Below are 21,407 nucleotides of genomic sequence, written 5' to 3' on the forward strand. Positions count from 1 at the left end.
GATGCTGACCCTCGAAAACATCTTCGTGCTGATACTGTTCGCCGCCGCTGGCGCGTGGCTATGGCACAACCACGGCTTGCGCGAGCGGGCGCTGGAGCGGGTCAAACAGCATTGCATCAACGTCGGTGTGGAGCTGCTGGACGGCAACGTCGCGTTGAAGAAGATTGGTTTTATCAAGGATGCCAGCGGTCGCCGGCGACTGGCGCGGGTGTACAACTTCGAGTTCACCGTGACTGGCGAAAGCCGCCACAACGGCACCATCACCCAGTTCGGCGCCCACAGTGCGCAGATCGAATTGGCGCCCTACCCGGCACCGTTCGATGACACGCCGCCGGTTGTCGAGGTGCACAAGCCACGGGCTGAAGTGATCGAGCTGAGTCAGTGGCGGCAGGAACACACCAAGTGGAAGCCGTAGAAATCAAAAGATCTCATCCTTTGGCATCTCCTACACAGTGCACATAAATCCACTGTAGGAGCTGCCGAAGGCTGCGATCTTTTGATCTCAATCGACTCGACAACCCGCTAACGCGTTCTGCAACACGCCAACATCCTGCACCTGAGCGAAAATCAGCTCGATCCGCGAATCGCGCCGCCATTCACTGGGCTGCCAATGCAGATCAGCGTTCTCCAGGGCATTCGCTGAAGCCCAGCCATTGGTGCTGTGGATAACCAGTTTTGCCCTTTTCCAGACAAGGCTTTGCAGCCAGGCTGCGACCTTTTGTGAGTCGAACGTCTGACTCGGATGCCAACGCCAACCGATACTCCAACTCCCGTCCTGGGCCTGGCTCAGGCAAATCGGCAGTGTCGGATCGCTCCAGACCGCCGGCATCTGCGCCAATCCTTTGGGTACGATCAGGTTATCCACACCCTCCACCGCTCGCGCGGCCAGACCCGGCAATTCGCTCAAGGGCAATTGCGCTTGTTGCGTCCAGACGAGTCTGACTGGCGGCAACTGACTGGCAATCTTCTGCCTGCCAGTTTCAGAAAGGTTTTCGGCCTTGTTCAACACCAGCAAACCCGCACTGGCCAACGCATCCTGCTGCGCTGCCGGCAGCGCTTTCCCCGCATTGAGTGCCTGGGCATCCAGCACCAGAACGCACGGCTGAACCGCCAGCACACCCAGCCATGGCGCTTCACTCAATTGCTTGAGCAACTGCGCAGGATGGCCCAGTCCGGAGGGCTCGATAAACAGCCGATCCGGTTTCGCCTTGCGCAATAAACGCCCAAGGCCAATCTGAAACGGCGCCCCATTGACGCAACACAAACAGCCCCCGGCCACTTCCCCCAGTGCGATACCATCGCCATCGCGGGTCAGTAGAGCGGCGTCGAGGCCGATCTGACCGAACTCGTTGATCAGCACCGCCCAGCGCTCGCCTTCAGGGCGTTGCGCCATGAGCTGGCGGATCAGGCTGGTCTTGCCGGCGCCGAGTGGGCCTGCGATGACGTGGACAGGAATGTTCTGCAACATGGCCGGGGATTTTCTAAGGAAAGTTTCTGAGGAGATTGAAAATGCGTTGGATGGGATGGTCGTTGCTGTTGCTGCTGGTGTCCAGCAAGGTGTTGGCTCAGGCCTGCGTGGTGCACAGTCAGGGCGAGCGGCTGGACGTTAAAGTCTGCCAGCAGAACCGCAACATCCCGGCAAAACTGTTCAACGACGGTTTTTGCCAACCCGCGCTGGCCGGGCAGAAAGTCGACGTGCAGTACGTCGATCAATGCCCCAGCGGCGCTTTCGGCGTGTGCAACAACGCGCAAGTTGCCAATATGCCCTATCGCCAGGACATCCACTATTACGGCGTCGCCACTGATGCCGCTTATCTAAAGCCTTACTGCGAAGGCCAGAGCCAGGGCACATGGCTCAAGCCATGAAGCGTTAGCCAAGCCAGTCGAGGGTCAGGATCAAACGGCGCTCGCCCGGTGCCGGTTGCGGCGAGCGGTGGATCAAGCCGAAACCTTCATTGCCGTGCCATTTTTCACCTTTTAGTAGCGCCACCTCGCCGCTTTTGAGTTGCTGGATCTGCGTTGTGTCCGTCGGCTCGGCGTTGGCCTGGCCCAGTTGGCGCCGATCCATGGCGCCCTCCCGCAGCCATTCACTGCCGACGCCAGCATAAGTTGTGATCAAGCGCACCGGCACATGATCGACGTGGAACCGCGGGCACATGGCTTTATCCAGCACCCGCAGGCGCAAACCGATACGCCGCGCACCGAGCAGGCAAGCGAAGGCACTGACCAGCCATTTCAGATCGGCGATGAAGCCTTCGTAGCCTTCCAGATCGCGGAAGCCTGAGGCCAGTCCGCTGAGATCAGGCTCGGCGTCTTCGTCGGCCAATTCCAGACATAACGACTCTGCCAACGGTTCGTTTAGCGAGAGTAATAACCTTGCGAATTCGGCGATGTGCAGCGGCATATGTCGCTGCCATACGGCGAGGTTTATTTCATCGTCAAGAATTCGGCTCAGCGCCTTGGGGGTCGGGCCCTGATGCTGTGAGCGCGTACGGTCTCGCAGCAGCGTCATCGCAAGCATCAGGCGGCCTCTTCGTGCCAAGGGCCGAATGGATCTGGCAGCAATCGCCAGCCTTCCGCACCCAGTGCCATTTCATCGTCGGTCAGCAGACACGCATCGAGCTCGGCAGATAGCTGTACGAAATTGATGTTCTGACCGATAAATACCAACTCCTGACGGCAATCTCCGACACTCGGTGTCCAGTTTTCCATGATCGCGACGGTACTTTCCTGATCCTGCGGCCATTGGCTTTTCGGCACGAAACGCCACCAGCGCCCGGCAAAACCATGGCGCATCAAGCCACCGGCCTGCGACCAACTGCCGGCATCGTTGGGCTTGCTCGCCAGCCAGAAAAACCCTTTGGAGCGCAGCAGCTTGCCGTTGAGCCATGGACGATCGATGAAGCTGAAAAAGCGTTGCGGATGAAACGGTCGGCGCGCCCGGTAGGCGGAGGAGGCAATCCCGTACTCTTCGGTTTCCGCGACGTGCTCACCGCGCAACTCCTTTAACCAGCCGGGTGCTTGCGCAGCTTTCTCGAAGTCGAAGCAGCCGGTGTTGAGAATCTTCTCCAACGGTACTTCGCCCATCACCATCGGGATGATTTCGGCTTGTGCGTTGAGCCGCTTGAGGATGGCGGTCAATTCCTCGCGCTCGTGCTGGCTGATCAGATCGATTTTGCTGATCAGCAGCACGTCGGCAAACTCGATCTGCTCGATCAGCAAGTCGGTGATGGAGCGCTCGTCCTCTTCGCCTAGTGTTTCACCACGAGAGGCAAGACTTTCGGCGGCCTGGTAGTCGAGCAGGAAATTCACGCCGTCGACTACAGTCACCATGGTGTCCAGACGGGCGATGTCGGCGAGGCTTTGGCCTTGCTCATCGCGGAAGGTGAAAGTCTCTGCGACGGGTAATGGCTCCGAGATACCGGTGGATTCGATCAGCAAATAATCAAACCGCCCTTCTCGCGCGAGTTTGCTGACTTCTTCGAGCAAGTCTTCGCGTAACGTACAGCAGATACAGCCGTTGCTCATTTCCACGAGTTTCTCTTCAGCGCGGTTCAGGCTGACATCGCGCTGGACTTCGCTGCCATCAATGTTGATCTCGCTCATATCATTGACGATGACCGCCACGCGTAGACCCTTGCGATTACGTAGTACGTAATTCAAAAGTGTACTTTTTCCAGCGCCAAGAAATCCTGAAAGAACGGTCACAGGCAGTGCGGCTGACATTGGGTAATCCTCTTTAGATGGCAGCCGATTAGCGCTTTTACGTAGCGCGTGACGTTCTGGGCTTCATACGGAGTTCGCAGAAGGTAAACGTTTGAAATCGGCCGGCTCAGGCTCAGTTCAAACTGATGTTATAGTATAACAATAGAGAATGGCCAGCCCTGCTCTTACCCTTATCTACAAACAGCCGGAAGCTGCCTTTAAGTTCAGGCTCGGAAAATGTGATGAAAAGTGCGCTGAAATGCTCGGTTTTGAGCGTCATGCTGTTAACTGCGGTTACCGCCTGGGGAAAAACCCCGGCGCTCGCCTCCTGCACGCGCAGCGCCAATCTGCTGGCCTGCGTGGATGCCGATGGCAACGCTTACAGCGTCAACACGGTCGGAAACACGCTCTATGTGCGCGGCTTTGAAAAGAACAGCAAGCGGTATTGGGCGCAGACCAACAGTCGGTTCGGGCAAATGACGTTCTTCACTGGCATCGCTTCCGACGGTGAAGCCTGGGTCGGCTACACCCGTCGGGTGGGATGGACCACCATCAATCGCTTCTCCAGTTCAGGTGGCAGCAGCGCGAAATTCACCTGCAGCCGATTGACCGGTTGCTAGTTCGCCCAAGTCATCGACATGTCGAGGATATAACCCCGATGATGTCTCGCTTGGAAGGGGCGATTTTCGCGAGTGTTTCACGTGGAACCCTAGACGGAGTTGGCGTGCACATATGAAAACCTGTTCATGAAAAAGACATCGTGATTCGAATTGTTATAATGTAACATCGGATTTAATCAACACGATGGTCCCGATCATGAATTCGCTGACACTTCCGGATATCGCCGCGCAAGCCGCTCGCCAAGCCTTGCCACTCGAATGGGTGGGCATGCACGGCATTGCGTTGCCTGTTTTGCTGGACGGCCAACGCCTGAGTGCGAAAGCTGATGCAGGTGTAAGTCTCGATGATGGCGAGGCGCGCGGTATTCATATGTCGCGCTTGTATCTGGCACTCGAAACCCTGGAACAGCGCAACATTAGCCCAACGTTGCTTCACCAGATTCTTGAGCATTTCCTCGATAGCCACTCAGGTTTGTCCAACAACGCTTATCTGAAAATCCACACGGATCTACTGCTCAAGCGACCCGCATTGATCAGTCCTTTGTCCGGATGGAAATCCTATCCAGTAACCATTTCGGCCAGCCTGAAAAACAGAATGTTCCACGTGGAACTACAAATTGAAGTGCCTTACTCCTCGACATGTCCTTGCTCGGCAGCGCTGGCGAGACAGCTTATCCAGCAACAATTCATTGAAGACTTCGCCAACACACAACTGAATCACGCAGAGGTTTTGGCGTGGCTGGGTACGCCCCAAGGCATCGTCGCAACGCCACACAGCCAACGTAGCACCGCGCAACTACATGTTCATCTCGACGAATTCGTCGACGAACTACCGCTGAGCGCGATCATCAACGATGCCGAAGCCGCCCTCGGCACCGCCGTACAAACCGCGGTCAAACGAGCGGATGAACAAGCCTTTGCCCTCGCCAACGGGCAGAACCTGATGTTTTGTGAAGACGCCGCACGCAGGCTGAATATTGCGCTACGTCGCTCACCTGGAGTCAGCGCGTTCCACCTGCGAGTGACCCACGCCGAAAGCCTGCATGCCCACGATGCCGTCGCCGAAAGTCATTGGCACCGGGAGCAGGCATGATCCGTTGCCAAGCCTTGAGCTGGGGCGCACCCGGCCAACCGCTCACCTCGCCCCTGACCCTCGAATTCGAAAGCGGCAGCCTGACGGCAATCATCGGCGCCAATGGTTGTGGCAAAAGCAGCCTGCTGAAAGTCATTGCAGGACTGCAAAGGCCTTTGGCAGGAAAGGTCTCATTGAGCGTTCCACGGCAAAGCGGCGTCTCCTTCCTCCCCCAACAACAGCATCTGGATCGCCAGTTCCCGATCAGCCTCGAAGAGTTGGTGGCCGCCGGATTCTGGGGACGTAGATTGTCCACACAACTGCGTGCACAGCGCCTCGCCGCTGCCTTGGAAAACTGGCACCTGAACGGACTCGATCAACGCCCCTTGATGGCCTTGTCCGGCGGCGAATTACAACGCGCCTTGCTCGCTCGATTGAGTCTGACTGATGCACCTGTTTTGCTACTCGACGAACCGCATGCTGCTCTCGATGAACTGGGCCAACAGTTGCTGTGGCAACACATCCACGCCTGGCACGCCGAAGGTCGAACACTGATCGTGGTGTGCCACGACCTCTGCGCCGTTCGCGAACACATTCCAAAAACGCTGCTGATCAAAAACAGTGCCTGCGTATTTGGCACGAGCAAAGAGCTCATCCGGCAAACACCGCATACGCAGGTGGCGTGATGCTCACCATCGCGCACCTCTGGGAACCGTTCAACGAGTTCGTCTTCATGCGCCGCGCCCTGCTCGGTGGTTTGGTGCTCGCCTGCAGCACCGCTCCCCTCGGCGTTTTTTTGATCTTGCGGCGCATGAGTCTGATCGGTGATGCCGTTGCCCACGGCATCCTGCCCGGTGCCGCATTGGGCTTCTGGTTCGCCGGACTCAGTCTGCCTGCGCTCACCATCGGGGGGCTCGGCGCAGGTTTGAGCATGGCCGGACTCGCCGCCTGGATCACTCGCAAAACGGGTTTGCGAGAGGACGCCAGCCTCGCCGCTATCTATCCAATATCGTTGGCAGCCGGTGTGCTGATCCTTGGCATCGCGGGAAAACGCCTCGACCTTTTGCACCTGCTCTTCGGGTCGGCATTGGCGGTCGACGGTCCGACTCTCAACGGCATGCTGTGGGTATCGACCTTCAGCCTGATCGCCATGGCACTCATCTATAAACCGTTGCTGCTCGACACCCTCGACCCATTGTTCCTGAGAACCGTCAGCCGACTTGGCCCTCTTGCCCATGGCGTGTTCCTGACCCTGGTGGTGCTGAATCTGGTGATCGGATTTCAGGCGATCGGCGCACTGATGGTCGTTGGACTGATGATGCTGCCCGCCGCCAGCTCGCGATTCTGGAGTCGCCGTCTGCCGGTCCTGATTGCTATCGCCGCCCTTCTCGGCTGCCTGTCGGTGTGGCTCGGACTGCTGCTGTCGTTCTACTTCTCGCTGCCCAGCGGGCCGGCCATCGTGCTGGTCGCGGGGGCCGGATATTTGCTCTCCGTGGTGTTCGGACCGGTTCACGGTTTGCTGCGCCGCCCACCGTTGCTTACATCCCAATGAGGTGTTTCCCGATGCGCGTTCTATTTGTGCTGTTCAGCCTGATGCTGTCGATGTCATTGTCGGCGGCAGAAAAATTGCCGGTGGTGACCAGCTTCAGCATTCTCGCCGACATGGTTCATCAGGTCGGTGGCGAGCATATTCAGATCACCAACATGGTCGGCCCCGACGCTGACGCGCACACCTATGAGCCGACCCCGGACGATGCCAAAGCACTGCTCAAAGCAAGACTGATCATCAAAAACGGTTTGGGTTTCGAACCGTGGCTGGATCGCATGGTGACCAGCACCGAAACCAAAGCCACGGTAGTCAGCGCCAGTCACGGAGTGATCCCGCGCTCACTGGATGAGGATGGTGAAACCGTTCCCGATCCGCACGCCTGGCACAATCTGGCCAACGCCGAGTTGTACGTCGCCAACATCACCAAAGCGCTGATCGCCGCCGATCCGACGAACAAGGCCGACTACGAGCGCAACAGCCAGACCTATCTGAAACAGATCTACGCCCTGCTCGCCGAAGCCAAAGCCAAACTCGGTTCACTGCCACCGGGCAATCGCAAAATCGTCACCAGCCACGATGCCTTCGGTTACCTGGGCCAGGCGTACAGCATCGACTTCATGGCCCCACAAGGACTGTCCACCGAGCGTGACCCCTCGGCCGCCGAAGTCGCGGCGTTGATTACCCAGATCCGCCAGGCGAAAGTCAAAGCGGTGTTCATGGAAAACATCAAGGACGCGCGACTGCTCAAGCAGATTGCCGATGAGAGCGGCGCACACATTGGCGGCACGCTCTACTCGGACGCCCTCGCCGCCAGCGGTCCGGCCAGCACCTTTACCGGGCTGTTCGAATACAACCTCAATACCCTTTACAACGCGCTGAGCCAACCATGATCCGCAAGAATCCTTCAGGCGATCTGCCACAGATCGCCGAGTCGGCCTACGTCGATAAAACCGCGATCATTTGCGGCAAAGTGGTGATTGGTGAAAACGTGTTCGTCGGCCCCTATGCCGTCATTCGCGCCGACGAAGTGGATGCTTCAGGCGAGATGGAACCGATCACCATCGGTGCCAATTCGAACATCCAGGACGGTGTGGTGATTCATTCCAAATCCGGCGCGGCAGTGACCATCGGTGAGTTCAGCTCCATCGCCCATCGTTCGATCGTGCATGGTCCCTGCGTGGTCGGCGACCGGGTGTTCATTGGCTTCAACAGCGTGCTGTTCAATTGCGTGGTTGGCGATGGCTGCGTGGTGCGCCACAACTCGGTGGTCGACGGACGCGACTTGCCAGACGCGTTCTATGTGCCCTCCACCACCCGCATCGGCCCGAACACTGACCTCTCGCAATTCCCACCGGTGAGTGTCAGCGCCTCGGAGTTTTCCGAAGACGTAGCGCGTACCAATGTCGATTTGGTGCGCGGCTACAAAGCCTTGCAGAACGAGTTTTAGACCATGAGCAGTGTGCTGATTCGCAATGCAAGAATGATCAACGAAGGACGTGAGTTTGATGGCGATCTGTTGGTCAGCAACGGTCGTATCGTCAAGATTGCGCGCAGCATCGAAGGTGAAAACGCGAGCGTCGAAATCGACGCGGCCGGACAGTGGTTGTTGCCTGGGATGATCGATGACCAGGTGCATTTCCGCGAACCCGGTGCGCCGGCCAAGGGCAGCATCCACACCGAATCCCGCGCGGCGGTTGCGGGAGGCATTACCAGTTTCATGGACATGCCCAACACCCAACCCGCCACCCTCAGCCTCGAGGCGCTGGCGGATAAAAAACGCCGGGCGGCGCTCAGCTCTGTGGCCAATTACGGCTTTCACTTCGGGGTCAGCCGGGACAATCTCGACACCGTCGCTGCGCTCAATCCCAGCGAAGTGGCCGGCGTCAAAGTATTCATGGGCGCCTCCACCGGCAATATGCTGGTGGATGATCCGAAGATTCTTGAGCGGTTGTTTGCTGATGTGCCGACGATCTTGCTGGCTCACTGTGAACACACGCCAAGCATCAACGCGAATGCGGCCAACCTGAGCGACCTGTTTGGTGAGCGTCTACCGCCCGCGGCTCATGCGCTGATTCGTAATGCCGAAACTTGCTATCGCTCGTCTTCGTTGGCTGTTGAACTGGCCAAGCGTCATGGCACACGACTGCACGTTTTACACCTCACCACCGCCCGGGAACTGGATCTGTTCGAAGACAAACCACTGGCGCAAAAACGCATCACGGCAGAAGTCTGCCTGCATCATTTGCTGTTTGATGATCGCGACTATCCGGCGCTCGGCAACCTGATCAAATGCAATCCGGCGATCAAGACTCAGGCTGACCGCGATGCCTTGCGCGAAGCGTTGAACTCCAATCGGCTGGACGTCATCGGCAGCGATCACGCGCCGCATACCTGGGCGGAAAAGCAAAGACCTTACATAGAGGCACCTTCGGGTTTACCGCTGGTGCAGCATGCATTACCGGCGTTACTTGAACTGGTCGCGGACGGCGTACTGCCGATCAGCACTCTGGTGGCGAAGACCAGCCATCGCGTGGCGGATCTGTTTGCGATTCCGGATCGGGGCTATTTGCGTGAAGGGTACTGGGCGGATCTGGTGTTGGTTGAGCGGCAGACTGTCGAGGTGTCTCGGCAACCGATTCTGTCGCAGTGCGGGTGGACGCCGTTTGCCGGGAGAAGCTTTCGACATCGGGTCAGTACGACGCTGGTGTCAGGGCAGATCGCCTGGCGCGATGGTCGGGTGAATGAAGGCTGTCGCGGTTTGCCGTTGCGGTTTATGCGCTGATATTGATGACGCTATAGTGAGGCTGGCTCCCACATTTCGATTATTCGACTGTGGGAGCCAGCCTGCCGGCGTTGCTTTTAGGCGCGAGGTTTCACGGCGCCGCAGTCCTGACCCAGCCACACGGCGCGGGTTTCCAGACTGCCCTTCTGGTTGATGCCGATGGCATTGAACGTGCCGTTGGCGACCGTGTTGAATTCCCGATCACTGAGGAAAGTTGCAACACCGGTGCCCTGCGCTTTCGGGCAGCTGAAACGAAATTTCCATTGGTTGCCGTTGCGTTCGGTGATCTGCTGTTTGCAGCCCGATTGCGGGTCAGCCAACGGAATATCATTGGTCGCCACTTGCTCAGGCGTCAGGCACGCGCGGATCCCCTTGCCGCCGATATTGATGCCGTTTTTCTCCAGCGCCGCCCGCTGCTGCGGGGTCATCTGGCCTTGCAGCTGGCCGAGGATCGATTGCACGTCCATCGGCTGATCATCGACTTTGACGTTGCTCGACGTCATTTCCCACAACCCCGGCTGCAGCATCTGCGCCTGAGCAACCACCGGCAATGCCAAACCCAGGCCCAGCGCCAAACCCAGCAGACGAATGTTCATCGAAAAACTCCTGATCAGTAGTGGCCGTTAGACGTCGGCCAATTGCTTCGGTTCATGCACCAATTAATTAGCGACATTCGCGGCGGAACATGGTCTGTTAAGCATTGAATCTTCCGGAGCAAGGCTGCCCCATGGATTATTTTGGACCGCATATTTTCGGTTATCTGATCGCCCTGATACACACCCTCGGCTTGATCGCCGCCGTTCACGCGGTGCTCACCGTGCGCACGGCTCAAGGCTCGATCGCATGGGCATTGTCGCTGATCTTCATTCCCTACCTCACGCTTATTCCGTACCTGGTGTTCGGCCGCAGCACATTCGACGGCTACATCAAAGCTCGGCGCCAGGCCAACGAACAGATGCGCCAGGCCATTTCCGAATTGAACTGGCGGCCGTGGGTGGAAGAAGCCCTGACCGCCCGCGCCTCGAACGCCTACGCATCCCTGCGCGCCATGCCGAAACTGGGGCGAATGCCGTGTCTGGCGAATAATCAGGTGCAGTTGCTGGTAAATGGCAAAGCGACCTTTGAAGCGATCTTCCGCGCTATCGATCAAGCGAAGGAAGCCGTGCTGATCCAGTTCTTCATCATCCACGATGATCGGCTCGGTCAACGCTTGCGTGATCTGCTACTGAAGAAGGCCGACGAGGGCGTAGCGATTCATCTGCTCTACGACCGTATCGGCAGTCACGCCCTGCCCCATAATTATGTTCAGGCACTGCGCGATGGCGGTGTCGAGGTCAAGGCGTTCGCCACACGCAGCGGCTGGCTCAATCGCTTTCAGGTCAACTTCCGCAACCATCGCAAAATCGTCGTGGTCGACGGCGTGGTCGGGTTTGTCGGCGGGCACAACGTCGGCGATGAATACATGGGCGAAAAGCCGCCGCTGGCGCCGTGGCGCGATACGCATGTAAGAGTGCGTGGTCCGGTGGTGGCGTGCATGCAGGAATCCTTTGCCGAAGACTGGTTCTGGGCCGCGCGCACTTTACCGCCGCTGATCCTGCCGGACACTTACCCGGACGACGGCGTGCTGTGCCAGTTGCTTGCCAGTGGCCCGGCAGATGCCTACGAAACCTGTTCGCTGTTCTTCGTTGAAGCTATCCACGCGGCGACGGAACGGGTGTGGATCACCAGCCCCTACTTCATTCCCGATGAAGCCGTGTTCGCTGCCCTGCGTTTGGCCGTGTTGCGCGGTGTCGACGTGCGCTTGCTGCTGCCTTCACGCCCCGATCACCGCATTGTCTACGCGGCATCCAGCCTGTACGCCTTCGAAGCCGTGCGCGCCGGGGTCCGTGTATTTCGTTACGAACCCGGATTCCTGCATCAGAAAGTGGTGTTGATCGACAGCGAGATCAGCGCCATTGGCAGCGCCAATCTGGACAACCGTTCGTTCCGCTTGAACTTCGAAGTGATGCTGCTGACGGTCGACAGCGACTTCGCCGCTAGCGTCGAACAGATGCTGATCGAGGATTTCGAGCAATCTTACGAGATCGCCAAAGAAGAAAGCCGGGAGATCCACCGCCTGCAACAGGTCGGCATGCGGATCGCCCGGCTTATTTCGCCGATTCTCTGACATTCCCCACCCTCTGCGGAGGGCAAGGGGATACAGGAAATTAGGGATGGTAGATGTCGTCGCGAGTCCACGGCAGTTCATGGCTGCCATCGGCGTGCGCTTTTACCGCGAGGATCTGGTGCAGATTGATCCAGCCGCGCGCGAAGGCGTAAGCACAACCGGCCAGGTACAACCGCCAGATGCGCAGCGCCTGCTCCGGCACTAGCTTCGCAGCTGTTTCGAGATTGTCTTCCAGACGCTCGCTCCAGTGATCGAGGGTCCGTGCGTAGTGCAGGCGCAGACTTTCGACGTCGACAATCTCCAGCCCGGCTTCACTGATCTCGGCCGAGATCATCGACAAATGCGGCAACTCACCATTGGGGAATACATATTTTTCGATGAACTCGCCGGCACCACGTCCTACCGGGCGGCCATCGGTGTGCCTGGCCGTGATGCCGTGGTTCATCACCAGCCCCCCCTCCTTCACCGCACCAAACAGGGTTTTGCAGTACTCGGCCAGGTTGGCGTGACCGACGTGCTCGAACATGCCGACACTGACCACTTTGTCGAAGCGACCGTCCTGGGGAAGATCACGGTAGTCCAGCAGTTGCAGTTCGATCTGGTCTTCCAGTCCTTCGTTTTTGACACGTTCGCGGGCCAGTTCCAGCTGTGCCTTGCTCAAGGTGATGCCGAACACTTTCGCACCGAATTCCCGCGCCGCGTACCGCGCCAACCCTCCCCAGCCACAGCCGACATCCAGCAGATAGTCGCCCGGCTGCAAACGCAGCTTGCGGCACAGATGACGGAATTTGGCTTGTTGCGCCTGTTCCAGCGTTTCACTGCCGGTTTCGAAATACGCGCAGGAATACGCCATGTCGCTGTCCAGCCACAGCTGGTAGAACGCGTTGGACAGGTCGTAATGGTAGGAAATGGCTTTGGCGTCGGTTTCCTTGTCATGCACCGAACGCACGGGATGACTGTCGTCATCTGCACCGAGCAAGGCATTGCTCAATTCGTCGCAGAGCCGGATGACCTCGCTGATCGAGCCCTCCAGTTCAAGCTTGCCTTCGACGAACGCCGCCCCTAGCGCATCCAGACTTGGATGGGTGAACTGGCTGACCATCTTGGGATCCTTGACCACGATGGTGACGCTGGGCGTCGGGCCCAGATTGAATTCATGGCCGTCCCAGAGTCGCAGGCGAAGCGGTAGCTGCAGATTCTGTAAGGCCGGTGGAAGTTGCGCGAGCATGGAAAATCCCCCCTTGTTTCAGACGTCTGATCTGAGGGTAGACCATCCTCGAAAAATAGCAGGCTATCGATTTGATAGACCGAATCTACCGCTCCAGACGCTCCAACAAGCCATCCTGCACCCACTGTTTCAGCCAGGTGACGGCTTGGAGTGCAGCGCCCTCACCATAAATGACTGCCAACGCCTCACACAGTTCGGCGAAACTCCAGCCTTCGTCGAGCAGCCCGTTCAGGGCCGAGGCTTCGGGAGCTTCCAGGCTGCGGTAATGACAGATCAGATCATTACGCCAGATCAGGCAGACCTGAGGAGCAGCAAGCGCCATGCTTTCAGGGAAATCGCATGCTTCCTTCACCGCCCGCCACAGCGAGAGACTGTTGAATTGGCACTCCAACCTTTGCAACGACGGTGTGGATCTAAACTGCAATCCGGGCCATTCGTCCGGAGCAAGCGCCGCCATCGTTTCGAGGGTTAACGGTGAACCTGCGGGCGCATCAAAGGCCAGCGTGAACGCCCATTCCAGCGCAGCCAATTCGGCCAGTGGTGCGCCCTGCTCCGGCACCAGGTGCTCTCGGAGAAAATCGGCGAACCCCTTGCCCAACCAGCGCAGGCTGTAATGCGCCGACGGGCATTGGCGGATATACGCGGTGGCCAACTGATCGAATTCTTCGTCGCCCATCCAGTGCCAGATTGTCGGGTAGTCGGTACGTAAAACTTCCAGCAAACGCGCCTTGTAGGCGTTGTGATAAATCGCCAGGCCGGTGTCGATATCCAGCGTCGGGCCGCCGATCAGACTCTTTCCCAATGCCAGGTTGGCTGTCGCTGTGTCATCCAGCAGAAACGACTCGAACGCCAATTGCCATTCTCTCAGGCGCATTGCTGCCTCCCGGCCAAGACATGGCTACCCAGCTCGCGAGCCTTTTGCAATTCATCGAGCAGCTCTTCAAAGGGCGGAAAGTGATCGTCACGTTCCAGCAATGTCGCCACCGGGCCGAAGTGTTCCAGTGTGCGTTGATACAGCGCCCAGACCGGATCACTCACCGGATGGTCGTGGGTGTCGATCACGTAGTCGCCGTAATCGCTGTGCCCTGCCAAGTGCAACTGGCGCACTTTGTCCTTGGGCAGGCTTTCAATAAAGGTCCACGGATCGAAGCCGTGATTACGCGAACTGACGTAGACGTTGTTGACGTCCAGCAGCAACTCGCAACCGCTCACCCGACTCAGTGCGGCGAGAAATTCCCATTCGGTGAAATCATCCGAGGCGGCGCGAACATAACTGGAGACGTTTTCCAGCACCAATGGACGCTGCAACACATCTTGAACCTGGGCCACTCGCCCAGCGATGTATTCGAGGCTCTCAGCGGTGTACGGCAGCGGCAGCAGATCATGCAACTGATGAGCGTTACCACGGCTCCAGCACAGATGGTCGGAGATCCACGCCGGTTTGACCCGATCGGCCAATTGCTTGAGTTGCTTGAGATAGTCCGGGTCGAGGGCATGCGGCCCGCCGATGGACAGGGAGACGCCATGCATCACCAGCGGATAGCGCTCGGCGATGGCGTCCAGGTAATACAGAGCCTTGCCGCCCTGCACCATGAAATTTTCCGAGACCACTTCGAACCAGTCCACGTCGGGCGACTGTTCAAGGATCTGCTGGTAATAAGCGCTGCGCAATCCCAGGCCGTAGCCGAGGAAAGGAAGTGAGGCGGACATGTGCGGGCTCCTGATAAAAGTGGCCGCAGTGGCGTGAACCACTGCGGCGGCACTTACCGGTCAGTTATTCGCCGACCTTGCCACCTGCTTTTTCGCAAGCCGCTTGAGTCATTGCTTTGAAGCCCTGGCCTTTGCAGGCGCCCATGCCTTTGCAAGCGTGGTCTTTGGTTTTGCAATCGTTCTGGCCTTTGCAGGAGGTCACGCCGTAACAGTGCACGTTGGCATCGGCGGCGACCACATTGGTGGCTACACCGGCAAACATAGTAGCGGCGGCCAAAGCGAGAGCGGCACCAGCAGCAGCGGTCTTGATGGTCATTTTTCTTATCCTCGGTAAGCATCAGGGGTGTCGGCTGGACGGTTGTTCAGTCCCGACATAGCACTAGAGATCGCTGCCCTGATGGCGTTACAGCGAGGCTAAAAATAATTTCAGATTTCTTCCTTGAGCTTGAGCAGCGGCTCTTGAAAGCGCAGCAATCGCCCGGCATTGCCCAGCACCAGTAACGTGCTGAGGTTGTGCAGCAACGCGGCGATCATCGCCCCGGCGGCTCCGAGCCAGCCGAACGCGGCGAACACGACAATGGCCAGCGTCCAGCCCAGCCCGATGATCACGTTGACCTGCAAGGTTCGCCGACACTGACGACTGAGCCGCACACAAGTACCGAGCCGACGCAGATCGCTGCCGATCAACACGATATCGGCGGAGGCCAAGGCGATGTCTGCCCCGCCCGCCCCCATCGCCACACCGACCACGCCAGCCTTGAGCGCCAGCGAATCGTTGATGCCGTCGCCCACCACCATCGGCCGGAAACCGTCGTTGATTTCTTTCAGCACACGATTGAGTTTGTCCTCGGGCAACGCCTGGGCTTCAACTTCTTTGAGACCGACTTCGCGGGCCATCGTCTGGGCCACGCTTTGGCGATCGCCGGTCAGCAACAGTTGCCGCCCGAGGCCCAGCTCACGCAGTTCACTGAGGGCAAATCGGGCTTCCGGTTTGACACTGTCAGCCAACAGCAGCCAGGCGAGAAACTCACCGTTCAAGGCCAGGCCGGCAATCGGTCCATCGTGTTCAGGGATGGTCGTAGGAGTGATGCCCAGTTGTGCGAACAACTCCGGGCGGCCTAACGCCGCTTCGCCTTGACCGGTCATGGCGACTACGCCGAGACCCTGCCGTTCGTGAATATCGGACAGAGGCAAACAGTCGTCCTGACTGACCAACCCCGCCAGCGCACGACTGACCGGATGACTGCTCGCCGCACCCAGACTGGCGGCGAGCGCCAACACCGTCGACTGATCCGCATGCGAGCTGTTGATCGACTGCAAGCGCAAGGTGCCGTAAGTCAGGGTGCCGGTCTTGTCGACGACCAGCGAGGTGAGATCGGCCAGCTCTTCGAGGAACGCCGAGCTGCGGATCAGAATCCCGTGACGCGCCGCCACCGCCACGCCGGCAATCGCCGTGGCCGGTGCCGAAAGCACCAAGGCGCAAGGGCATGCGGCGACCAACACCGCGAGCATCGCTTGCGCATCATTGGTTATGAACCAGGTGACGGCCGCCAACAGCAACACCAGCACCATGTAACTACCGGCATAGCGCTCAAGCAACCGGGTGATCGGCGGTTTCGAACGCTCGGCGTTTTGCATCAGCGCGATGACTTTGCCCAACGTCGACTCATCGCCGGTGCGGGTCACTTCGATACGCAGCAAACCGTCGAGATTGATCGCGCCGCCAAACACCGTCATACCGATGCTCGCTTCCACCGGCACGGATTCACCGGTAATCGACGCGGTGTCGAGGCTGGCCTGGCCGGACAAAACCCGACCGTCCGCCGGCACTCGATCACCCGCGCGGACCTCGACCATGTCTCCGGATTTGAGCGTGCCGTTGTCGACTTCAACGATCGAGCCGTCAGCCTGAATCTTGCGTGCATGACTGCGGGTCAATTGACCGAGTGCGTGAATCGCTTCCTGCGAGCCAATGACACTGCGCTCCTCCAACACGTGGCCGAAGATCATGATGATCGGCAGCAACGCGGCGGTCAGCAGATCGCCAGTCGCCCATGCCCCGAGCATCGCCAGGGCAATCAGTTGGTCGGTGATGCCATGCAGACTTGGATAACGCAGGCTGAACCACGCCGAACGCATCACCGGAACGGCGACCAATAAAGAAGCAACGCCCAGCAGCAACTGACTGACACCGGTTTGTGCTGGCAGCAGCCAACGCCAGATCAGACCGAGGCCGAGCAGACCAAGCGCGAGCATGGCCAGCGTCAGTTGGCGCGCGGCGCGACGTTGTTCGGCCGAAGACAACAGGCCCGGTGCAGCGGTGGTCGCGCTCATTGACTGGCTCCCTGAATGATCAGGCGGGAATCGTCTTTCGGATCGACCGTGGTCACTGATCCGGCCTGACCAAGAATTTTCGGTATGCGCTCGCGGTACAGACGCAGGAGCATTTGTGGGTCAGTGCCTTGCAATTGGGCCTTGGCCAGACTCGACACCGTAGCGGTGTCCGCAGACGCTTTGGCCAGGCGCTCACCCGCCTGAGCGTGAGCGACCTGCAGCGTGCGGTCGGCTTGTTCGTTGGCGGTCTGGGTGAGTTTCTCGGCATCAGTGCGGGCATTGGCCACGGCTTTGTCGGCTTGTTGGCTGGAGGTCAGAACCGCATTGAACGCGCTGACGGCGGGACCGGGCAGACTGGACTGCACATCAACCCGTGCCACCTCGATGCCGATGCCCTGCCCGCTGGTTTTCAGTTCAGCCAAGCGTTGGTTGATGCCTTGCACCAGATCACCGCGCAAGCGCTCGCGACGTTCGGCAGCCTGATTATCGGCGCCGATCAATTCCGGTCGGGCCACCAGAATAGTGTCGAGATCTCGCGCGGCGGTCAGTGCCACGGCGCTGCGAGTGACCAGCCGATCAAGCGCTGGCAGCACATGATCGCCCTGCAGCACGAAGTCATAGGGATCGGTCACTTTGTAAAACACTCGCACATCCAGTTGCACGACGCCGGCGTCACCGGTCAATAAATAACCAGATCCCGCCAGTGCATCACTGAGCGGCGTGGCAAACGTGGCTACCCGATCAGCCTTCAATGCCTCATCGCTGCGCAGCAGATTTTCAACGCGACGCTCTATCACTCGATCTGCTGCCGGGAGTAAAACCACCTGCTCGAACGGCTGCGGCCAAGCCAACAGCAAACCGGCATTCTGGATGCGATCCAGCGCACCAAAGTGCAAAACCACAGCACGGTTCTGCGGATCAATCTGCCGGACATTCGAGAATGCCCAAGCCACCGCGGCCAGCACTGTCACGGCGTACAGGGCAAAAAACGCCAAACGCCCGGCCTGAATCCACGGACTGTTCAGCGAATATGTTCCACGTGGAACTTCTTCACTCATGGTTGCGATCCGGCTTTGCTGTCGAGATTCGGCGGGCCGTCGACCAGCACGCGGAACGGCGCGGCATCAGTGCGCAAAATCAGCTTGGTGTCTGGCGTAACGATGGTGCCGAGGGTGTCCAGCGAGCGCAGCAAGTTATACAACTGCGGTGAACTGGCGTAGGCGCGGCCGTAGATCTGCGCGGCCTCAACCCGAGATTGGGCTTCGATATCCGCGGCTTTCACCGTGGCATCCGCTTGAACAATCCGCGCATCACGCTCGGCGGCAGAGCGAATTTGTGCAGCTTCACGCTTGCCGATGGCCGTGCGTTCGGTGGCAATTGTTTCACGCTCGGCGCGCATCCGATCGACCGTGGCGGTGAGTGTCACTGACGGTAAGGTCAACCGCTCGATACCCACCTGCACCACTCGCACGCCGTAAGTCGCGAGGAGTTGCTGTTCGATTTGCTGACGCAGCTGCGCCTCGAATTCGGCGATGTGCACCTGATTGGCGTCGGTGTTTACCAGGTTCGCCAGATCAAAACTGCTGGCGGTGGTTTCCAGAGCGGAGCCAACAAACGTGCGAATCTGCCGTGCTGCTTCGTCCGGCTGATTCTGCACGGCGCGCATGAAGCGTTGCACATTGTCCGGATCGCCCTGCACCTGCCACGCGACATAAGCCTGGACGATGATGCGCAAACCATCCCGGGTGCCGACATCCTGCAAACCGCTGGAGGTGGTACGCAAGCGCAGATCCACCGGGATCGCCGCTTCGAATGGCGCAGGCCAGCGCCAGCTCAAACCCGGATCGAGCAACACCCTCGACGGATTACCAAAACGGGTAATGACTGTGGCTTCGCCGGAGCGCACTTGCACCAGGCTCGCCGCAGCGATGGCGAACGCCACCAGCAACGCCGCCCAACCCATGCGTCGCCATGGAAAAGGCCCCGCCTCTTGCGGCGCGCCGTGGTGATGATGCCCATGATGATGGTGATGTCCGCCGTGGCCGTGATCGTGGCCGCTGTGGTCATGATGATCGTGAGGGTGCGACTGGCTCAATGGGCGACTCCTGGTTGAGCGGTAGAACGTGCGGGCGTCGGATCACCCGGCAGCGTGAACGTACGCAAATCGATAGTCGGCGCGTTACTGCTCCCGCCCAGTCGATGGTCAAGTACCAGCAATTTGGCGTTGCTCAGGCCCTGGCTGAGCTGACTGAGGTATTGCTCAAGGACGAACGCCTGACCCGCACTGGCGTAGGCTTTTTGTTCGGCACTGAATTTCAGATCCGCTGCCTGCGCGGCAGCGCTGATTTCACCAGCGTTGGCGCTGGCCTGATCGCGAGCAAGACTGGCCTGCAATTGCGCCTGATTACTCGCCTCAGCGGCGGCGCCACGTTCGTGGGAGATCAAGGCTTGCGCCCCGATCTGCGCCGCTTGCACGCTGTGATAAGCATTGGCAGCGCCAGCCGGCGGGTGAATGGCTTCGACGACCGTGGCGAGAATTTCCACGCCGCTGTCGAGCTGTTGCAGATCGCTTTGCACCGCACGGCCGATTTCTTCACCCAGCCCTGCCCTGTCCGCACCGAGCAAACCGTCGAGGGTACGCGAGGCAAAATCGTGGACCAGAATTCGGCTGGCAGTGCTGCGGATCAGCGTCGGCACATCGGCGCTGTTGTAGGTAGCCGCCAGCGCTGCCTGGTTGGTGAGACCGATGCGATAGACGAAACGCACATCCATGTTGACGATCTGAAAGCTCTGCTGCGCGCCACGGCGGCTGGCGATGACTTGAGATTTATCATTTACATGGCTGGCGTCCCACAAGCGGTTGGCCGTGGACGGCGCCGGGCCTTCAGCGGAAACAGGTTGGACCGGCACCGGATTCTCGCCAACGCTGGTCGCCAGTTCATGCACCACGCCGTTTTCCACGCTCAACACCCGGCCCAGCGGCCACGGCAGTCCTGCGTGCAAACCTGGGCCGAACACCTGCACCGGTTTGCCGAAACGTTCGTAAATGCCTCGACCCTGCAAGGGGATTTCATGCAGACCGGTCAGCAACCAGCCGACTGCCACGACCAACGCCAACACCGGCAAAAACGCCCGCCGCATGTAGCTGAACGCCCAGATCTGGCGTAGATCGATACCAAAGCGATTGTGTAATTCGTGCTGCAGCGCCAGCAATGGCTGGGGCGGCCAGCGCAGCATGTCAGCGACAAAACTGCGCGCTAGCAACGTCGGTTCAAGCTGTTCGCGTTGAGGGCTGAACACCGACAGAACGGCGCGCAATAGCAGCTCAATCGCAACCAGACCCGGCAAGATCCCGACCAGTACCGCCAGACGCACCGGCCAAACGGAGGTTTCGGCGGCGAACAACAAACACAGAGCGCCCAACACCAGACTGATAATCGCCACGCGAGTCAGTTGTGCAAGCGAACTCGCTTCGGGCCATTGCGCGGGGGTTTCCTGAGCCAGTTGCCGCTCCAGCACCAACAAGCCGAACGCCAATAACAACGCCAGCGCGGCGCCGAGTGTGGCCGAGACACCGACAACCGAGGGCGGCAATGTCAGGTTCCATACCTGCTCGATGCTGAGCGCAATCAGCAACGCCCAACCGCCCAGCCACAATGTCGGTGCGCCGATCAGTCCAAGCAAATGTACGCTGCGTCGGCTCAAGCGATCGAGCAGGCGTTCATACCAGCCCTGCGCCGCGGGCTGCTCATCAACAGTTAATGACACGGCTGCCAGTGGACTCATCACCCGCGCGCGCCACTGCGTCACCCACCAGGCCGATTGCAGCCCGACAACTACTATCAGCAATGCCGCGCTCTGGTTGATCAGAAGCGGCAGCCACAACGACTGCGGCGCAAACAACCCGACAAAAAGCGCCAGCACCCACCCTGCCCCGGCCAACCCACCGAGGCCGCTCGCCAAACAGCGTAACCTTCGGCCCTGCGTGGCCGCCTGCTGAAAGCGCGGGAGTCCGGTCACTTGCGTGCCTTCAACCTCCAGATCGACTTGCATATCACCCCAAAGCCATCGGCTCACTGCTCATATCGTTACGATATAACGAAAACCGTGAAATATTTGTGCACAAATTGCGCTTATATAAAGCCGCTTGACCTGTCGCCTGCCTGAAGCCTTGACCGAAATGTCTGCAAACGCACATATTACGTTCGTAATTTTGTGCGATGACTACTTTTAACGATCT

At 59.1% G+C, this 21,407-nt stretch carries 22 protein-coding genes; 10 read left to right on the forward strand and 12 right to left on the reverse strand.

What is annotated here, in order from left to right:
* Position 1: 1 nt before the first annotated feature.
* Entirely contained in the window at positions 2 to 415 is a 414-nt protein-coding gene (locus tag AB4P97_RS23450) for a DUF3301 domain-containing protein (protein WP_042561850.1), read from the forward strand.
* 87 nt (positions 416 to 502) lie between these two features.
* Here AB4P97_RS23450 and AB4P97_RS23455 read toward each other — a convergent pair whose 3' ends face one another.
* Positions 503 to 1,468: a CobW family GTP-binding protein gene (locus AB4P97_RS23455; RefSeq protein WP_395601678.1), complete on the reverse strand. Its 966-nt coding sequence runs from the start codon at positions 1,466 to 1,468 to the stop codon at positions 503 to 505.
* A 41-nt stretch (positions 1,469 to 1,509) separates the two neighbouring features.
* On the opposite strand from AB4P97_RS23455, the gene AB4P97_RS23460 reads away from it, so the two are divergent.
* Positions 1,510 to 1,866, forward strand: a complete 357-nt coding sequence (locus tag AB4P97_RS23460) for a hypothetical protein (protein WP_042561852.1) — start codon at positions 1,510 to 1,512, stop codon at positions 1,864 to 1,866.
* Positions 1,867 to 1,870: 4 nt separating this feature from the next.
* On the opposite strand, the gene AB4P97_RS23465 is transcribed toward AB4P97_RS23460, so the two are convergent.
* Together AB4P97_RS23465 and zigA are read right to left on the reverse strand one after the other, a co-directional pair.
* Entirely contained in the window at positions 1,871 to 2,521 is a 651-nt protein-coding gene (locus AB4P97_RS23465; RefSeq protein ID WP_395601679.1) for a DUF1826 domain-containing protein, read from the reverse strand.
* Positions 2,521 to 3,726, reverse strand: a complete 1,206-nt coding sequence (gene zigA, locus AB4P97_RS23470; RefSeq protein ID WP_395601680.1) for a zinc metallochaperone GTPase ZigA — start codon at positions 3,724 to 3,726, stop codon at positions 2,521 to 2,523. Before zigA ends, AB4P97_RS23465 begins: the two co-directional genes overlap by 1 nt.
* A 221-nt stretch (positions 3,727 to 3,947) precedes the next feature.
* Here zigA and AB4P97_RS23475 point away from each other — a divergent pair, with 221 nt between their 5' ends.
* The 7 genes from AB4P97_RS23475 to AB4P97_RS23505 all read left to right on the forward strand — a co-directional run bounded on the left by AB4P97_RS23475 (position 3,948) and on the right by AB4P97_RS23505 (position 9,728).
* The gene (locus tag AB4P97_RS23475; protein WP_042561855.1) at positions 3,948 to 4,325 is read left to right on the forward strand and encodes a hypothetical protein; all 378 of its coding nucleotides are present in this window, start codon (positions 3,948 to 3,950) and stop codon (positions 4,323 to 4,325) included.
* A gap of 196 nt (positions 4,326 to 4,521) precedes the next feature.
* Positions 4,522 to 5,418, forward strand: coding sequence for a GTP cyclohydrolase FolE2 (gene folE2 / locus AB4P97_RS23480; RefSeq protein WP_395601681.1), 897 nt, complete (start codon positions 4,522 to 4,524; stop codon positions 5,416 to 5,418).
* A complete protein-coding gene (locus tag AB4P97_RS23485; RefSeq protein ID WP_042561856.1) occupies positions 5,415 to 6,083 on the forward strand; it encodes a metal ABC transporter ATP-binding protein in 669 nt (222 codons plus the stop codon). The genes folE2 and AB4P97_RS23485 overlap by 4 nt, the downstream gene beginning before the upstream one ends.
* On the forward strand, positions 6,083 to 6,949 hold the full coding sequence (locus AB4P97_RS23490; protein WP_200612853.1) for a metal ABC transporter permease: 867 nt from the start codon (positions 6,083 to 6,085) through the stop codon (positions 6,947 to 6,949). Before AB4P97_RS23485 ends, AB4P97_RS23490 begins: the two co-directional genes overlap by 1 nt.
* Positions 6,950 to 6,960: 11 nt before the next feature.
* The gene (locus tag AB4P97_RS23495; protein ID WP_210623250.1) at positions 6,961 to 7,836 is read left to right on the forward strand and encodes a metal ABC transporter substrate-binding protein; all 876 of its coding nucleotides are present in this window, start codon (positions 6,961 to 6,963) and stop codon (positions 7,834 to 7,836) included.
* Positions 7,833 to 8,393 carry a DapH/DapD/GlmU-related protein gene (locus AB4P97_RS23500; RefSeq protein ID WP_047304287.1) on the forward strand — a complete coding sequence of 187 codons (561 nt, stop codon included), beginning with the start codon at positions 7,833 to 7,835 and terminating at the stop codon, positions 8,391 to 8,393. The genes AB4P97_RS23495 and AB4P97_RS23500 overlap by 4 nt, the downstream gene beginning before the upstream one ends.
* A gap of 3 nt (positions 8,394 to 8,396) precedes the next feature.
* The gene (locus tag AB4P97_RS23505; protein ID WP_047304288.1) at positions 8,397 to 9,728 is read left to right on the forward strand and encodes a dihydroorotase; all 1,332 of its coding nucleotides are present in this window, start codon (positions 8,397 to 8,399) and stop codon (positions 9,726 to 9,728) included.
* A gap of 77 nt (positions 9,729 to 9,805) precedes the next feature.
* Here AB4P97_RS23505 and AB4P97_RS23510 read toward each other — a convergent pair whose 3' ends face one another.
* On the reverse strand, positions 9,806 to 10,324 hold the full coding sequence (locus AB4P97_RS23510; RefSeq protein WP_047304291.1) for a DUF3617 domain-containing protein: 519 nt from the start codon (positions 10,322 to 10,324) through the stop codon (positions 9,806 to 9,808).
* 131 nt (positions 10,325 to 10,455) lie between these two features.
* Between AB4P97_RS23510 and cls the strand changes: the two genes are divergently transcribed.
* Entirely contained in the window at positions 10,456 to 11,895 is a 1,440-nt protein-coding gene (gene cls, locus AB4P97_RS23515) for a cardiolipin synthase (protein ID WP_395601682.1), read from the forward strand.
* A 40-nt stretch (positions 11,896 to 11,935) separates the two neighbouring features.
* Here the strand turns inward: cls and cfaB are convergent, their stop codons facing one another.
* The 8 genes from cfaB to hflK (AB4P97_RS23555) form a co-directional block, all read right to left on the reverse strand.
* Positions 11,936 to 13,123, reverse strand: a complete 1,188-nt coding sequence (cfaB, locus tag AB4P97_RS23520) for a C17 cyclopropane fatty acid synthase CfaB (RefSeq protein ID WP_047304294.1) — start codon at positions 13,121 to 13,123, stop codon at positions 11,936 to 11,938.
* Between the two features lie 85 nt (positions 13,124 to 13,208).
* A complete protein-coding gene (locus AB4P97_RS23525; protein WP_395601683.1) occupies positions 13,209 to 13,997 on the reverse strand; it encodes a DUF2063 domain-containing protein in 789 nt (262 codons plus the stop codon).
* Positions 13,988 to 14,833 carry a DUF692 domain-containing protein gene (locus AB4P97_RS23530; protein ID WP_200612865.1) on the reverse strand — a complete coding sequence of 282 codons (846 nt, stop codon included), beginning with the start codon at positions 14,831 to 14,833 and terminating at the stop codon, positions 13,988 to 13,990. Before AB4P97_RS23530 ends, AB4P97_RS23525 begins: the two co-directional genes overlap by 10 nt.
* A 64-nt stretch (positions 14,834 to 14,897) precedes the next feature.
* Positions 14,898 to 15,149 (reverse strand): membrane protein, encoded by a 252-nt coding sequence (locus tag AB4P97_RS23535; protein ID WP_042561866.1) that lies wholly within the window; start codon positions 15,147 to 15,149, stop codon positions 14,898 to 14,900.
* A 110-nt stretch (positions 15,150 to 15,259) separates the two neighbouring features.
* The gene (locus AB4P97_RS23540) at positions 15,260 to 17,167 is read right to left on the reverse strand and encodes a heavy metal translocating P-type ATPase (protein WP_395601684.1); all 1,908 of its coding nucleotides are present in this window, start codon (positions 17,165 to 17,167) and stop codon (positions 15,260 to 15,262) included.
* Positions 17,164 to 18,225 (reverse strand): protease modulator HflK, encoded by a 1,062-nt coding sequence (hflK, locus tag AB4P97_RS23545; RefSeq protein WP_395601685.1) that lies wholly within the window; start codon positions 18,223 to 18,225, stop codon positions 17,164 to 17,166. The genes AB4P97_RS23540 and hflK (AB4P97_RS23545) overlap by 4 nt, the downstream gene beginning before the upstream one ends.
* Positions 18,222 to 19,262 carry a protease modulator HflC gene (gene hflC, locus AB4P97_RS23550; RefSeq protein WP_115146681.1) on the reverse strand — a complete coding sequence of 347 codons (1,041 nt, stop codon included), beginning with the start codon at positions 19,260 to 19,262 and terminating at the stop codon, positions 18,222 to 18,224. Before hflC ends, hflK (AB4P97_RS23545) begins: the two co-directional genes overlap by 4 nt.
* Entirely contained in the window at positions 19,259 to 21,220 is a 1,962-nt protein-coding gene (gene hflK / locus AB4P97_RS23555) for a protease modulator HflK (RefSeq protein WP_395602966.1), read from the reverse strand. The genes hflC and hflK (AB4P97_RS23555) overlap by 4 nt, the downstream gene beginning before the upstream one ends.
* Between the last annotated feature and the right edge of the window lie 187 nt (positions 21,221 to 21,407).

The organism is Pseudomonas sp. A1230 (genome assembly GCF_044218825.1).
GTDB lineage: Bacteria > Pseudomonadota > Gammaproteobacteria > Pseudomonadales > Pseudomonadaceae > Aquipseudomonas > Aquipseudomonas iridis.